Source organism: Frateuria flava (genome assembly GCF_017837635.1).
Classification (GTDB): domain Bacteria; phylum Pseudomonadota; class Gammaproteobacteria; order Xanthomonadales; family Rhodanobacteraceae; genus Frateuria_A; species Frateuria_A flava.
In genome coordinates this window covers 18,863-31,949 of sequence record NZ_JAGJRS010000002.1, presented here as the reverse complement: position 1 = coordinate 31,949, position 13,087 = coordinate 18,863, and the positions used below count along the sequence as shown (strand labels likewise).

The following is a 13,087-nucleotide window of genomic DNA, read 5'->3' as shown; positions in this document are numbered from 1 at the left end:
ATCGCCACCAGTCGCTGCGCGGGAGGCGATGAGCGACGGAGCCCCCTGCGCCTCTCCATCCGCCGCACCCGCCGCACGCGCGGTCAGATCTCGCCGTGCCCGAGGGCGCGCCTGCCGGGAACCGTGCGGGTTGGGCGTCAGTGCAGCCCCTGCCAGATGGCATCCACCAGTTCGCCTTCCGGATCGTGCATCTGCTCCCAGTACATCATCCCGCCCAGCCGTCCGGCCTTGACGTAACCGGCCTTGGCGGCGATCGACCGTGGATCGTCGTAGGTGATGAACTCACGCGTGCGCGCATTCCACAGCCACGGCGCCCTGGCCTTCGCGTCCCACTGGCGCGCGAAACCGTTGCGATCGATGAAATCGCGCTTGAGCTCCGGCCACGGGTGCTCGCCCTGGTAGTGGCCGTAGGGCTGGTAGAGCCCGTCGTGGTCAGCTTGCACGTCGCCGAACTTGCGCCCATAGAAGGCGACACCGAGCAGCAGCTTTTCCGGCGGCGCGCCGGCAGCGAGGAACTGGCGCACCGCACCGTCGGCCGTACGGGCGTCGGCCGGCGCCAGGCGAGAGCGGTACAGCCCCGCGTGATGGCCGGTGGTCGGCGTCATCCGGTTGACGAAGTCGTAGGTCATCAGGTTGAACCAGTCGACCACGGGCGCGACCGCGGCGATGTCGATGCCATCGACAAACGGCCCGTCCGCGACCGCGATGCTGAGGGCGTAATGCCGGCCCTTGCCCGCCTGGCGGTCGAGCGCCTGGCGCAACGCTTTCAGCAGCAGGGTGAAGTGGGCACGGTCGTCAGGGCTGGATGCGATGCCTGATTCGCCATGGCCGGGGTACTCCCAGTCCACGTCCAGCCCGTCGGCTCCCTGCGCTGCGACCAGTGCCGCCGCGCTCTGCGCGAACGCCTGCCGACCTTCGGCCGTGGCGGCCGCCTCGGAGAAGCCGCCCGCGCCCCAGCCGCCCACGGCGATGTTCACCTTGAGCGATGGCTTGATGCGCTTGAGCGCAAGCAACCGCCGCAGGCGCTCGGGCGCGTCGCCATCGAGCACCACGCGCCCGTGTTCGACGTGGGCGAAGGCGAAGATCAGCGTATCGATGCGCTCGAGCGTGCGCGCCTGCGTGGCGTTCCAGTCGGTGGCATAGCCGACCACGCGGTAACCGGTCGCCTGTGCCATGCCGGCCAATATCGCCAGCGCACAGGCCAACACGATGGGGACGAACCTCGATGAGCGCAGGCACATGAATACGGGTCTCCGGGAGAACGTGGACAAGCCACTGGCGAGGTCGTGGGCCAACGCATGAAACCTAGCTGGAATGGTCGAGGATGATCTTCCAGCCCGCGGCGGTCTTCTCCCACAGCAGCGAATAGACGCCATCGTCCTGCGCGACCTCGCCATGCGCCCTGCGGTCGAGGTGGAAACGCCCGGTGACCACGGCGTGGCGCACGTCGCCCTCCGCGCAGGGCAGAAGCCGCACATCCACATCCGAGAATGTGAGCCGGCCCATCTGCGCCTTGTTCGCGTAGTGCTTGCGGTAGCTCGCCAGGATTGCCTGGTAACCCTTGCGCATCGTGCTGCCCACGAAGGTGGTGTCGGGGGCGTCCTTGTAGCCTTGCATGAAGGCTTCCACGTCGCCGCGGTTCCACGCCGCCTGCTGGTCGGCCAGCACCTGGCGGATGGCGGCGGCATCGTCGGTCGCGGCCATCGCGGGCACGGCGAGGATCAACGAGCACAGGACGACCCAGCGTGACAGTTTCATCGCGTGCTCCGTGGTGGCCAAGATCCTTGCAGCTTAATGGTTGCTGGGCCTGGCGACCTGGAAGACGGCGACCCGGTCTGCCCTCGTCGGCTCGTCCGTGCGCAGCCAGGCCTCACCGGCGATGACGCCCGTGCAGGGGCCGAAGGTACACACCTGGATCGGACGTCGCCTGCCTTCCTCACGCAGCGCCTCGAGCATGGTGCGAAGCACCGAGCCCACGAACGGGGTGTAGAGAAAAAACACGGTGCCGAGGGCGAGGTCCGCATCGCGCGCGTCCTGCGCGCGGAACTCGACATCGTGCAGTCCCAGCGCGCGCGCCGCATGCCGGGCGACCTGGACATGCGAAGGTTGCCACTCCACCCCCACGGTGCGGGCACCGGTGCAGATCGACGCCAGCATCGGCACGTGTCCGAGCCCGGAACCAAGGTCGACCAGAACGTCGCGCGGGCCGAGGCGGCTGCGCGCGAGCATGTCCAGCACGTGGCGCGCGGGGGTCGGCTGATAGAACACCATCTCCGGTTCCAGCGGGCGCGATCCGGCGCCCGGGTCCGCCAGCCGCAGGACGCCGGCCAGCAGTTCGTCGAGTGCGTCGTAGCCCTCGCCCTCGATGGGGTCCCGGCGTTGCTGCTGCCAGCGCCCGAAGAGCCCGGGCCCGAGCCCACGGCGGATCGCCGCACGCAGGCGCCCGTACAGCGCCGCGTCGGCCCGTTCCAGTCGCGTGCGCAGCGCCTGCGCGCGATCGGCGACGCCACCTGCGAGCACGGGCGAGAGGCTGTCGAGCCAGTCCAGGACATCGGCGCGCCAGCGCCAGCGATCCGCGGACTCAAGCGAGGCATCGCAGGCCAGATCGTCGAGCCGGTCATGGATACGGTCGGTCGTCATTCGCCCAGCATGGCAGCGGACGCGATGCGCCGCGAGGCCCGGTGGGCCCCTGAAATCCTGCCTAGCCCGCCAAGCGGAACAGCAGCATCCAGCCCTCGCCGGCCAGATAAAGGCCCAGACCAAACACCAAATGGGTAACCAGGCTGCGCCGCCGTGCCACGCCCGGGCGCGGCGTCCGCGACGCGGCGATGCCCGCGCCGAGCGCCGGCTGCAGCACCAGGAACGGCGCCAGCACGCTGACCAGTCCCATTGCCAGGGCGGGACCGGGTGACGGCGCATGCGCCCACTCCACGCCGGCCACCGCGAGCAGCATGGCGGCGATGCCGACGCCGATCGCGTAATGCGCCATCCAGCCGATCGCACGCTCGCCGGCCACGCGTGGTGCGTCCTTGATCGCGTCATGGCGCAGGCGTCCGCGGACCAGATGACCGAGCCAGCGACCGACCATCGCATAGTCCAGCACCGGCACGCCGAACAGGTGCTTCTGGCACAGCCACCAGGCATCCATGACCAGCGTGGCGCCCATGCCGACCACGGCAGCGTGGAAAAGGAAGTGCGCAAGCTCAGCCATGGTCGTGCTCCGACAGGTGTTGCGTCGTCTGGTGTTGCGTCGTCATAAGGCTTGTCTCCCGATCGCGATGGGGGGAGCCTACGAATTCAAGTCCACTTGAGGTCAAGCATGAAATGGCTCGATATCGCGGAGGTCGCCCGGCGCACCGGCCTGCCGCCTTCCACGTTGCGCTTCTACGAAGCAAAGGGGCTGATCACCTCGGTCGGCCGCCACGGCCTGCGGCGGATGTTCGGGCCCGACGTGCTGGAGCGGCTGGCGCTGGTCACGTTGGGGCGCAGCGCCGGCTTTGCGCTGGACGACCTGGCCGGGCTGTTCAAGTCCGGGGGCAAGCCGCGCATCGACCGCGAGCAGCTCGCGGCCAAGGCCGACGAACTGGACCGGACGATCCGCCGGCTGGCCGCGGTGCGCGAGGGCCTTCGCCATGCGTCGACCTGCCCCGCGCCGAGCCATCTCGAATGCCCCAGGTTCCAGCGCCTGCTGCGCGTCGCCACGGCGAACCAGGTGCGCCATCCGACCAAGGCATCGCCTCGCCGCAAGACGCCACCGCGCCAGTGACGCGCGCTTGATCGGCCGGTAACACGCGCGGGCACAGGATGCCGCCGGGAAACCCGGGCTGGCCGCGCTGTCACCTGCGGGAGGCCTCTCATGCCTGCCTCGATCGCTCCACTTGTTCTTGTCGCGACCCTGTTCGTCCTGCCTATGGCGCAGGCCGACAATCCCAAGCAACCGTCCGATGCCCAGCTCATCGCCAGCGCCATGCGCGCGGCGCCCGCCGGCGTAGGGCGCCACGCCACCATCATGGCGATGCAGCCGGATGGTTCCATGCGCACCCTGCGCCAGGGCAGCAACGGCTTCACCTGCATTCCCGATGCGCCCGCCACGCCCGGGCCGGACCCGATGTGCGCGGACAAGGCCGCGATGGGCTGGGTGCAGGCCTGGCTGACCCACGCCGCGCCGCCGGCCGGCAAGGTCGGCCTGATGTACATGCTCGAAGGCGGCACCGACGCCAGCAACACCGACCCCTACGCGAGCAAGCCGCAGGGCAACCACTGGATCAAGACCGGCCCGCACGTGATGGTGGTCGGCGCCGACCCGGCCTTCTACGACCAGTACCCGAAAGCCGCCGATCCCAGAACGGACGCGCCCTACGTGATGTGGGCCGACACGCCCTACCGGCACCTGATGGCGCCGATCCGCTGAGGCGCGGGATCGTCGCAGGGTGGGCTTCAGCCCGCCACGGCATGCAGCACGGACGGGCGCCGTTACAACTGAGAGGCGAATTCGGCCCAGAAGCGGTCGGTGACCTGTTGGGTCCACGGCCGCTGTTGCAACTTGGCGATCGTCACCGGCGTCGACACGCCCAGGTCGCGATCGAACACATCCACCATCCGCCGCGCGAAGGCGCCGTCGTAGATCGCGATGTTGGCTTCGTCGTTGAGGTGGAACGAGCGGCTGTCGAAGTTGGCCGAGCCGGCAAGGGTCAGGTAGTCGTCCACCACCATCAGTTTGTTGTGGAACAGCGACGGCGCGTAGCGCGCGATCTGTGCACCCGCAGCGAGGAAGTCGGCCCAATAGGTGCGCGAGGCATCGCCGACCATGTGGCCGTCGACATGGTCGCCTTCCACGATGATGCGCACGCGCACCCCGCGTGCCAGCGCATCGAGCAGCGCCTGGCGGACCGCCGCGTCCGGCACGAAGTAGGACGCCTCCAGGTCGATCGAGCGCCGTGCCCCGGCAATCGCCAGCAGGAACATCCGCTGCGAGTTGTACTTACCCACGCGGTCGGTGCTGGCGATCACCTGCACCGGCAGCGAGCCCGGCGCCACGGAGGGCGACGCTTCAGGCGGCGGCAGACGCTGGCCGCCCGTGGCCAGCCAGTGTTCCTCGAACACGCCACGCATCTGCGCCACGGCCGGGCCCTGCAGGCGGAACATCATGTCGCGCTTCTGCCGGCCGTTGCGGGCATTGCCCAGCCAGGCGTCGTCGATGCCCATGCCGCCGGTCCAGGCCACGCGGTCGTCGACCACCATCAGCTTGCGATGGGTCCGCTTGTTGAGGCTCGCCAGCTGGCCCAGCCGGACCGGCCGGTAGAAGTGGAAATCGACGCCCGCGTCGCGCAGCCGCTCGGCATCGGCGACGTTGCCGCGCGAGCCCATCCAGTCGATCACCACGCGCACCTTCACACCCGCGCGTGCGCGCTCGGACAGTGCGTCGACGAAGACGTCCGCGATGTGGCCCCGGCGCAGGATGTAACTCTCCAGCTCGATGCTTTTCCGCGCCGAGCGGATGTCGGCCAGCATCGCCGGGAAGTAGACATCGCCGTTCTGCAGGTCCACCGCCGCGTTGCCCTGCGTGATGGGGCTACCGAGCAGGGCTTCGGCCTGTTGCCGGAACGCCGCGCTGTCGACCGGCGCGACGTGCGCCGGCGCCTGCGCCAGCCCCGGTCCCTCGGGCAGCACGTTGGCCGCGGTCAGGCCGGCCAGGCCGACCGAGCCGGCAGCGACCAGCAAGAGCCCGACCCTGCGCCAGGTCCGGCACAGATGCGCGCCGACCCGCCGCACGCCCCACCGGCCGGAGGCGTTGCCGGTCGGTTCGGGGGCGCTGAAGTAGCCGGGGCCATGGCGCGTGCGCGAGTCGCGCAGGTCGTTTGATGCACACGCGGAAGACCGGCTGGCGGCCGAGCGCGCGCTGGGGAATGACTGCATGCGGGTTTTCTGGCCAAACTGTCATCGAATCATGAGGTTGTGCCGATGAACCCCAAGCAAGCACGGCTATTGCACGCGACTCGGCCGCATCTTTTTCGCTTTCGCTACGGAGAGAACCCAATGCACGGCATTCCCATGCGCTGCACGCTCGTTTCGGTGATTCCCGTTCGCGGCGAGGGCGACCACGCACGCACCCTGCTCCTGCACCGCGCAAAAGCCCACCTGCACGGGCTGTGGACCTACGCCGCCGGGCATTTGGAAGCAGGCGAAAAAGCATGGCAGGCAGCCGTGCGCGAGCTGGCCGAAGAGACCGGCCTGCGTCCGACGGCGCTCTACTCGGCCGACCAGTGCGAGACCTACTACGACTTGCGCGAGGAATGCATTGCGGTGGTGCCCGCGTTCGTCGCCTACGTCGACACCGATGCCGCCGTGCGTCTGGACGCCGAGCATGACGACCATGCCTGGCTGCCCTTCCCCGACGCCATCGCGCGCCTTCCGTTCGGCGGCCAGCGTACGCTCTATGCGCACGTGCACCAGGAGTTCGTCCTGCGCCCGCCAACGCCCGCCTTGCGCATACCGTTCTAGCTGCCGTCAGGCGCCCGGGTGCCTGCACCACAGGCTGTTCACGCCCAACAGGCGGCACGCGTCGTATCACGGGTTTGTTGGACTGACGGCAACCCCATGGCGCAGACGAGAGACGACGGCCTCCAGATCGAACAGGATCGCACCCACTCCCGGCGCGAGTGGCGCATCGAGCGCGTCGGCTGGGCAGTCATGGCGATCCTGCTCGCCGCGGGGCTGCTCGGACTGCTCGGTTACGGTCCGCTGAGTCAGGCGAATGCCGGCGAGCCGGGCAAGCTCACGCTTGCCTACGACCGCCTGCAGCGCGCCAGCGCGCCGAGCGAATACCACTTCACGGTCGCGCCCTCGCTGGCGCGCGACGGCGTGTTCCGGTTGCGCTTCGACAATGCCCTCCTGGACGAAGTCGAGCTCCAGTCGATCATCCCCGAGCCTGAACACGTGCGCGCAGGCCCCGGCTACACCGAGTACGTCTTCGCCATGGAAGCCGCCGAAGGCTCGCCCGCGCGCATCCAGTTCCAGTTCGAACAGGCCACGTTCGGCCACGTGCGCGGCAACGTCACTGCCGACGGCGCCGCTCCCCTGGTCATCGACCAGTTCATCCTTCCCTGAGGACGGCCCATGGAATCGGTCATTCGCGGCTTTATCGTCTACACCTTCCTGTTCCTGATCTTCCGCATCGCCGGCTAGCGCACGCTCGCGCAGACCTCGCCGTTCGAGCTGATCCTGCTGCTGATCATCTCGGAGACCACCCAGCAGGCCATGGTCGACAGCGATCATTCGATCACCAACGCCTTCCTGCTGATCATGACGCTGGTCGGGCTGAGCATCATCCTGTCCGTCATCAAGCACCACTCGAAGACCGCCAGCCGCTGGCTCGAAGGGCTACCGGTACTGGTGCTGCGCAATGGCGCGTGGGACAAGGAAGCCGGCGACAACACGCGCGTGGACCCGTCCGAAGTCGTCGCGGCGGCACGTTCAAAGCAGGGGCTGGAGCGGCTGGACGAGGTCAAGCACGCCGCGATCGAAAACGACGGCACGATTTCCATCGTGCCCCGCGAAGGCAGCTGAGCAACGCCGCCTTTTTGCAGGAGCCCGCTTGCGGGCGGTGCGCGTTCTCGCCGATGCAACAGAAACACCGCCCGCAAGCGGGGCCCTACACAGGCGCATGGCCGGCCTGTCGGCGCTCAGTGCCTGCGTTCGCTCGAAGGCGACGGCTCCGACGCGTCCAGCCGGTTGTCCACGTGCGCGACGCCAGGCATGTCGGTCAGCGCCGCGACCAGGCCATCGACTTCGGCGCGACCTACCGAACCGCCGAGGGTCACCAGGCCATCCTCCACGTGAACCTCGACCCTGCCGGGCTGGGCTACCAGGTGTCCCAGCTTCGAGCGGATGCGGTCATGCAGTTGCCGGTCGTCCGAGGGTGCGTGTCCCTGCAGATGCGACGCCGCCCCGTGCAGCCGATCGGCCGCATGCCGGACCTTGTCCTGGGCGAAGTCCTGGATGTCCTGGCCCGTGGCACGCACCCTGTCGCGCGCCATGGCCCGGCGGCGGCGCCCTGCCACCGGGTCGAGCAGATACATCGCCGCCGCGCCCGCCGCAAACGCAGCGGCAAGTTTCAGTAGCCGTGCCACGACCGCTTCCTGGAATGAGTGGATCCGAGACGAGCGATGCTGCGCGAGGCCGTGGCAACGGCACGCGAAAGTCAGCCCTTGGCGCCGGACCCCGCCGGCGTGTCCGCTCCGAACGGCCCGCGCAGGAGCAGCGCGCCGTAGACCAGCGTCAGCGCCCCGAACAACACGGCGACCGACAGCAGCACGGGCGACGCGCCACCGGCCATCGCCGGATGACGCAGGCTGGACGCGCTCACCAGGTAAAGCATGAAGTTGGCCAGCACGGTCGGACGTCCATAGATGCCGCCGACGAGCATCCGGCGCTGGTTCCAGTTGAGCCAGGCCATGGCCAGCCAGCCCGCCGAGGTCAGCTGGCCTAGCACCGTCAGGCTGGCCGGTGTCCCGGGCATGAACCGCGGAAGCAGTTCGTCGGAGGCGAACAACAGGGCCAGACCTCCGGCGGCCAGGACAACGGCACTGAAGGTCGTGATGAGGGAAGACGTACGTGCAGCGTTCATTCCATGGGCTCCACAGGGTGGGTTGGTCGTTGATCAGGCGCGCAGCTGTTCGATGGCACGGGCCAGGTTCGCCCTCGCCTGCCCTTCCCGCAGCGCGAATGGCGCATTGGCGTAGATTCGCGGGCGCGTCAGGAATTGTTCCAGCAGGCGCGACCTGCCGGCCCGATAGAGCGGGCCCGGCACGTGGCGGTATTCGCGCCGGATGGCTTGTTCGAAGGCGTCGTACACGACCGGCTCGGCGCCGAGGATCGACAGGTCGATGTCGACCACGAAGGACTCGTCGTTCGTGCGCGCAGGCGCGTCGTGCCGCGTGACCATCACCAGCTTCCCGACCCGCGCGATGGCCTCGGCCGGCACCTGGCGACGTGCGAGGAAATCCTCCGCCCAGCCGGCGCTCTTCCGTTCGTTCTTCGACGACAGCGGGTTGTAGACCGCGTCGTGAAACCACAGCGCCAGTTCGACCTCGCGCGGATGGTCGAGCGCCTGCACGCACGCATCCAGATGACGCAGGCAGGCGTCGATGTGCGCACCGGTGTGGTAGTGCCGGTGCGTCTGCCCGTATGCGGCCACCAGCTCGCACCACGTGTCCTCGTTCGGCGGCAGATCCCAGGCCTGCATCAGGGACAGCCATCGCGCGCGGGGCATTGGCTCGCGTCGAACCGGCGCTTCTTCTTTTCCGCCAGCATCAGACAAGGCCACGCTTTCGATCTCCCCATGCATCGGTATCCCTCTCTGCGCGCAGACAGCCGGAAACCCGGCCCACCTACCCCACGGCCAAGCTGAAGCCCGGCCTGCGTAGCTTAGGCAGAAGCGGTCTGGTCGCCTATCGGTCAACGCTCGGAGGCAGCGAAGCCCGAGGCGGCCCGCTTACCTCCGGCGGGCTCGCCTGCTTCGGGAAGGCGGTTATGCCGGCGTCGGGGCCCGGGCCACGCAACGGTTTGCGACACACTATTGATCCATCGGTCGCAACCAGACCGGCGCGAAACGTCTCTCTGACAGGCATCCATTGCCGCAGACGAACACTCATGAAACCACTCGCGCCCATCCTCGCCGCCGTCGCCTTGGCGTTGACCCAGCCGGCACGCGCCGACCGTCCCCCGCCCGATTTCAGCCCGCTCGCGAAGCTCGTGGCGGCGACCGACGCGTCCATCGGCCACCCGACCGGCATGGCGATCGCGGTAGTGCACGATGGCAAGGTCGTCTACCAAGGCTACTTCGGGTTGGCCGATATCGCGCGCCGCACGCCGGTCACCGCGCGCACCGATTTCTACATCGCCTCGGCCACCAAGCCGTTCACCGCCCTGGACGTCTTGCTCAAGGCGCAGCAGGGACAGGCGAACCTGGCGATGCCCATGCAGGACATGTTCCCCGGGCTGCATGTCGCGGGCATCGACGCCGGCACCGTCACCCTGCGCGATCTGCTCGTGCACACCTCCGGCATCGACAACGAGCCGCTGGTCTGGGCCACTGCGTTCAGCGGCTTGCATGATCCGCACACGCTGCGCGCGCTGGTGGGACGGTCGGGCACCGACGCCGAGGCCGCGCACGGCACGTTCAAGTACACGAACGTGGGCTACAACATCGCCAGCGTCTGGCTGGACGCGCGGTTCAAGCGTCCCTGGCAGCAACAGTTGCAGCACGATCTCTTCGAGACGCTGGGCATGCAGCAGACCTCCGCCTACATCAGCCAGGCGCGGGCGCGCGGCTGGACGATGGCTTTGCCCTATTCGCTGGCCTCCGCCGATCCGCAGGCGCCGCTGTACCTCACCAAGGCCGACGACACCATGCAGGCAGCCGGCGGCATGGTATCCACCGCGCCGGACCTGGCGCGTTTCCTGATCGCGCAACTGGATCCACCCGGCCGGAACCACCCGTTGCTGGCCCGCGCCATCGGGCGATCGCATGAAACCCAGGCAAGCCTCCAGGCGCACTACCTCGACTTCGAGCGCACCGGCTATGCGTGGGGCTGGTACACGGGCAAGTACAAGGGCCACCGCATGCTTCACCACTTCGGCGGCTTCGCAGGCTTCCATGCCCACCTGTCGTTCATGCCGGACGAGCACGCCGGCCTGGTCATCCTGTGCAACGAGGACATGCTCTGTCCCCGCGTGTCCAATCTGATCGCCGATTACGTGTACGGCGTGCTGCTGCACACCGGCAACGAAGCGACGGTCGCAAAGCGCTTCGCCGCGCTGCCGGGCGAAGCCGCCGAGTTGCGCCGGCAGGTACGCGCGCAGCGTGACGCGATCGACGCCCGTCCCTGGCACCTCACGCTACCGCGCGCGGCATACGCCGGCACCTACGCGAACCCCTTGCTCGGCACCATGCGGATCGACGTCGACCGCCACGGCACCATGGCGGTCCACTGGGGCCGCCTGCACGCCATCGCCACCGGCTATCCCAAGGACGACCAGGTCCGCGTGGAACTGGTCCCCAACAGCGGCAACGTGCTGACCTTCGAGCCGGACCACGGCGAGGTGGTCGCAGTCCGGCTCGAGGACATGGTTTTCGCACGACAGCACGACACCGCGGACCCACGCTGATCAGCGGCCCCTGCGATCGCATCCGGGATCGTCACCGCCGGGTCGTGTAGTCACGCCCCCGGGTGACTAGAAATCCGACAACCCGAAACGCGCAACGCCTTTGTTGCGGCCTGGCGGATCGAGCGTGTCCAGTGCCAATGCCAACGGCGTGCCGATCCATTCGGCCAGGCGCGTGTGATCGGCGAGGTCGTCGTCGGTCAGCGGATGGATCAATGCGGTCAGTCCGGACGCCCGGATGATCTCGCGTATTACCGCCAGGCCCTCGGCAGTGAAGTGGATCTCGAACTGCGGCAGGGGATGCGGCCCGGCCTTGCCATCCCTGAGGCTGCCGACAAAGCGCAACGGCGCGAGTTCGCCGGCGGCCATCCGATGGCTCAGCACGCAGCGCATGGTCTCGGCGAGCGGGCGGCTGGCTGCTTCGTAGTAGATGTGCGCGTGGTACGGCGCGTGCGCATCGCTCATGGTGTTCGCCCCTGGGGAAAGACTCGCCGATATGGCCGGACGCCTCCCCGGCGCGTGGACCCGAGCGTCTTTTATATCCGCACCGGCACGGGTCCACCTCATGCCATGGCTCCGGCAAGCCCGCCAGGCCGCAGGATCGGCGGCTGGACCTCACACGCCGAGCGGTCGCGCGGTACCACCGCAGGCGTGGGGGGAATCTGCGCGTGTTCGGCGGGGCGCCCCTTGCCGCTGCCGGGCTTTTCGCCGCGCGTAGGACGCGCGATCCAGTCGATGCTGGGGATGTCCAGATGAAGGCTCGGCATGGCGACGCTCCTCGCTGCGGAAGGGTAACCGGCATGTTGAGGCCGCACCAGGACGAGATAAACGTGCCAGACTTTGCTTGATAACCAACCCCATGGTTTTGAATCATGAACAAGCTGGCTGGCATGGAAATGTTCGTGCGCGTGGTGGACTGCGGAAGCTTCGCCGCCGCCGCCGAAGCCAGCGGCGTCTCCGCGACCATGGTCGCCAAGCACGTCGCGGCGATCGAGCAACGGCTGGGCGCCCGCCTGCTCCACCGCACCACGCGCAAACAGCAGCTTTCGGATGTGGGGCGGCTCTACTACGAGCGCTGCAAGCAGGCTCTGCTCGAAGTCGCACTTGCCGAGGCAAGCGCGCTGGAACTGCAGGCCGCACCGAAGGGGCGACTGCGACTGGTGGCGCCGGTAGGTTTCGGCAGCCACATGGTGCCCGCGCTGGCCGAGTACATGGCATGCCATCCCGAGGTGAGCGTCGAGCTGACGCTGGACAACCGTCCGCCGAACCTCGCCGACGGTGGCTTCGAACTGGGCATCCTGGTCGGCGACGTCACCGAGCCGGGCGTGGTCGCACGGCCGTTGCGTCACTACCGGCGCATCCTGGCCGCCTCGCCCGCGTACCTGGCCCGCCACGGCCACCCCGCGCGACCGGACGACCTGGCCCATCACGAATGCCTGGGCATGTCGTACTGGCGGCGATCCGACGTGTGGCGGCTGGTCGGGCCGGATGGCATCACCTGCGCCGTCACCGTGGGTGGGCGCTTCACCGCCAACCAGGGCAACGCGCTTCGCCTTGCCGCGCTCGGCGGCATCGGCATCGCGCTGCAGCCCGAACCGTTGCTGGCCGAGGACCTGGCCGCGGGGCGACTGCTGCGCGTCCTGCCGGGCTGGTCGCTCACGCCCTCCCCGATGCATCTGATCTACGCGCAGGACCGTCATCCCACGGCCAAGCTGCGCAGCGCGATCGACTTCCTGCTGGCGCGCTACGGACAAGATCCTTCGGCCGCATCGCCGGAATCCACGATCCGGCCTGCCCCGACCGCAAGAACCCGCCGCTGACGCCCATACACGACTCCGGTTGCCTGAACTGCCCGCAACGCAGGACTTAACCGGCGCTGTCATTTGGCGCCCGTTAGCCATAATCAGCCGTTGCGGGACGG

The 13,087-nt window shown here is 68.5% G+C and carries 17 protein-coding genes; 7 read left to right on the top strand and 10 right to left on the bottom strand.

What is annotated here, in order from left to right; translation table 11 throughout:
• Positions 1-137: 137 nt before the first annotated feature.
• From J7I44_RS00605 to J7I44_RS00590, 4 genes are all read right to left on the bottom strand, one after another.
• Positions 138-1,241, bottom strand: coding sequence for a glycoside hydrolase family 18 protein (locus J7I44_RS00605; RefSeq protein WP_209614524.1), 1,104 nt, complete (start codon positions 1,239-1,241; stop codon positions 138-140).
• A 64-nt stretch (positions 1,242-1,305) separates the two neighbouring features.
• A complete protein-coding gene (locus J7I44_RS00600; RefSeq protein WP_209614523.1) occupies positions 1,306-1,758 on the bottom strand; it encodes a YybH family protein in 453 nt (150 codons plus the stop codon).
• 33 nt (positions 1,759-1,791) lie between these two features.
• Positions 1,792-2,640, bottom strand: a complete 849-nt coding sequence (locus J7I44_RS00595; RefSeq protein ID WP_209614522.1) for a methyltransferase domain-containing protein — start codon at positions 2,638-2,640, stop codon at positions 1,792-1,794.
• 61 nt (positions 2,641-2,701) lie between these two features.
• The gene (locus tag J7I44_RS00590; RefSeq protein WP_209614521.1) at positions 2,702-3,211 is read right to left on the bottom strand and encodes a DUF2938 domain-containing protein; all 510 of its coding nucleotides are present in this window, start codon (positions 3,209-3,211) and stop codon (positions 2,702-2,704) included.
• 108 nt (positions 3,212-3,319) lie between these two features.
• Between J7I44_RS00590 and J7I44_RS00585 the strand changes: the two genes are divergently transcribed.
• Both J7I44_RS00585 and J7I44_RS00580 read left to right on the top strand, forming a co-directional pair.
• Positions 3,320-3,766: a helix-turn-helix domain-containing protein gene (locus J7I44_RS00585; RefSeq protein ID WP_209614520.1), complete on the top strand. Its 447-nt coding sequence runs from the start codon at positions 3,320-3,322 to the stop codon at positions 3,764-3,766.
• A gap of 90 nt (positions 3,767-3,856) precedes the next feature.
• Positions 3,857-4,411 (top strand): hypothetical protein, encoded by a 555-nt coding sequence (locus J7I44_RS00580; RefSeq protein ID WP_209614519.1) that lies wholly within the window; start codon positions 3,857-3,859, stop codon positions 4,409-4,411.
• Between the two features lie 62 nt (positions 4,412-4,473).
• Here J7I44_RS00580 and J7I44_RS00575 read toward each other — a convergent pair whose 3' ends face one another.
• Positions 4,474-5,916 carry a phospholipase D-like domain-containing protein gene (locus J7I44_RS00575; protein ID WP_209614518.1) on the bottom strand — a complete coding sequence of 481 codons (1,443 nt, stop codon included), beginning with the start codon at positions 5,914-5,916 and terminating at the stop codon, positions 4,474-4,476.
• Between the two features lie 120 nt (positions 5,917-6,036).
• On the opposite strand from J7I44_RS00575, the gene J7I44_RS00570 reads away from it, so the two are divergent.
• From J7I44_RS00570 to J7I44_RS00560, 3 genes are all read left to right on the top strand, one after another.
• Positions 6,037-6,501: an NUDIX hydrolase gene (locus J7I44_RS00570; RefSeq protein WP_245187827.1), complete on the top strand. Its 465-nt coding sequence runs from the start codon at positions 6,037-6,039 to the stop codon at positions 6,499-6,501.
• A 96-nt stretch (positions 6,502-6,597) separates the two neighbouring features.
• Positions 6,598-7,107 (top strand): hypothetical protein, encoded by a 510-nt coding sequence (locus J7I44_RS00565; RefSeq protein ID WP_209614516.1) that lies wholly within the window; start codon positions 6,598-6,600, stop codon positions 7,105-7,107.
• Between the two features lie 150 nt (positions 7,108-7,257).
• Positions 7,258-7,566, top strand: coding sequence for a YetF domain-containing protein (locus tag J7I44_RS00560; protein WP_209614515.1), 309 nt, complete (start codon positions 7,258-7,260; stop codon positions 7,564-7,566).
• 116 nt (positions 7,567-7,682) lie between these two features.
• Here the strand turns inward: J7I44_RS00560 and J7I44_RS00555 are convergent, their stop codons facing one another.
• The 3 genes from J7I44_RS00555 to J7I44_RS00545 form a co-directional block, all read right to left on the bottom strand.
• Positions 7,683-8,129: a BON domain-containing protein gene (locus J7I44_RS00555; protein ID WP_209614514.1), complete on the bottom strand. Its 447-nt coding sequence runs from the start codon at positions 8,127-8,129 to the stop codon at positions 7,683-7,685.
• A 71-nt stretch (positions 8,130-8,200) separates the two neighbouring features.
• On the bottom strand, positions 8,201-8,626 hold the full coding sequence (locus J7I44_RS00550) for a hypothetical protein (protein ID WP_209614513.1): 426 nt from the start codon (positions 8,624-8,626) through the stop codon (positions 8,201-8,203).
• A gap of 33 nt (positions 8,627-8,659) precedes the next feature.
• Positions 8,660-9,244 carry an HD domain-containing protein gene (locus tag J7I44_RS00545; protein ID WP_209614512.1) on the bottom strand — a complete coding sequence of 195 codons (585 nt, stop codon included), beginning with the start codon at positions 9,242-9,244 and terminating at the stop codon, positions 8,660-8,662.
• Between the two features lie 407 nt (positions 9,245-9,651).
• On the opposite strand from J7I44_RS00545, the gene J7I44_RS00540 reads away from it, so the two are divergent.
• Complete coding sequence (locus J7I44_RS00540) at positions 9,652-11,169, top strand: serine hydrolase domain-containing protein (RefSeq protein ID WP_209614511.1); 1,518 nt, start codon at positions 9,652-9,654, stop codon at positions 11,167-11,169.
• 66 nt (positions 11,170-11,235) lie between these two features.
• On the opposite strand, the gene J7I44_RS00535 is transcribed toward J7I44_RS00540, so the two are convergent.
• Complete coding sequence (locus J7I44_RS00535) at positions 11,236-11,631, bottom strand: DOPA 4,5-dioxygenase family protein (RefSeq protein ID WP_209614510.1); 396 nt, start codon at positions 11,629-11,631, stop codon at positions 11,236-11,238.
• Between the two features lie 98 nt (positions 11,632-11,729).
• On the bottom strand, positions 11,730-11,933 hold the full coding sequence (locus J7I44_RS00530) for a hypothetical protein (RefSeq protein WP_209614509.1): 204 nt from the start codon (positions 11,931-11,933) through the stop codon (positions 11,730-11,732).
• 105 nt (positions 11,934-12,038) lie between these two features.
• On the opposite strand from J7I44_RS00530, the gene J7I44_RS00525 reads away from it, so the two are divergent.
• A complete protein-coding gene (locus J7I44_RS00525; protein WP_209614508.1) occupies positions 12,039-12,986 on the top strand; it encodes a LysR family transcriptional regulator in 948 nt (315 codons plus the stop codon).
• Positions 12,987-13,087 lie beyond the last annotated feature (101 nt).

What these genes read in the sequence shown, in the direction of transcription:
- J7I44_RS00605 (WP_209614524.1), bottom strand. Translation starts at nt 1,241, where the DNA reads ATGTGCCTGCGCTCATCGAGGTTCGTCCCCATCGTGTTGGCCTGTGCG.
- J7I44_RS00600 (WP_209614523.1), bottom strand. Translation starts at nt 1,758, where the DNA reads ATGAAACTGTCACGCTGGGTCGTCCTGTGCTCGTTGATCCTCGCCGTG.
- J7I44_RS00595 (WP_209614522.1), bottom strand. Translation starts at nt 2,640, where the DNA reads ATGACGACCGACCGTATCCATGACCGGCTCGACGATCTGGCCTGCGAT.
- J7I44_RS00590 (WP_209614521.1), bottom strand. Translation starts at nt 3,211, where the DNA reads ATGGCTGAGCTTGCGCACTTCCTTTTCCACGCTGCCGTGGTCGGCATG.
- J7I44_RS00585 (WP_209614520.1), top strand. Translation starts at nt 3,320, where the DNA reads ATGAAATGGCTCGATATCGCGGAGGTCGCCCGGCGCACCGGCCTGCCG.
- J7I44_RS00580 (WP_209614519.1), top strand. Translation starts at nt 3,857, where the DNA reads ATGCCTGCCTCGATCGCTCCACTTGTTCTTGTCGCGACCCTGTTCGTC.
- J7I44_RS00575 (WP_209614518.1), bottom strand. Translation starts at nt 5,916, where the DNA reads ATGCAGTCATTCCCCAGCGCGCGCTCGGCCGCCAGCCGGTCTTCCGCG.
- J7I44_RS00570 (WP_245187827.1), top strand. Translation starts at nt 6,037, where the DNA reads ATGCACGGCATTCCCATGCGCTGCACGCTCGTTTCGGTGATTCCCGTT.
- J7I44_RS00565 (WP_209614516.1), top strand. Translation starts at nt 6,598, where the DNA reads ATGGCGCAGACGAGAGACGACGGCCTCCAGATCGAACAGGATCGCACC.
- J7I44_RS00560 (WP_209614515.1), top strand. Translation starts at nt 7,258, where the DNA reads ATGGTCGACAGCGATCATTCGATCACCAACGCCTTCCTGCTGATCATG.
- J7I44_RS00550 (WP_209614513.1), bottom strand. Translation starts at nt 8,626, where the DNA reads ATGAACGCTGCACGTACGTCTTCCCTCATCACGACCTTCAGTGCCGTT.
- J7I44_RS00545 (WP_209614512.1), bottom strand. Translation starts at nt 9,244, where the DNA reads ATGCAGGCCTGGGATCTGCCGCCGAACGAGGACACGTGGTGCGAGCTG.
- J7I44_RS00540 (WP_209614511.1), top strand. Translation starts at nt 9,652, where the DNA reads ATGAAACCACTCGCGCCCATCCTCGCCGCCGTCGCCTTGGCGTTGACC.
- J7I44_RS00535 (WP_209614510.1), bottom strand. Translation starts at nt 11,631, where the DNA reads ATGAGCGATGCGCACGCGCCGTACCACGCGCACATCTACTACGAAGCA.
- J7I44_RS00530 (WP_209614509.1), bottom strand. Translation starts at nt 11,933, where the DNA reads ATGCCGAGCCTTCATCTGGACATCCCCAGCATCGACTGGATCGCGCGT.
- J7I44_RS00525 (WP_209614508.1), top strand. Translation starts at nt 12,039, where the DNA reads ATGAACAAGCTGGCTGGCATGGAAATGTTCGTGCGCGTGGTGGACTGC.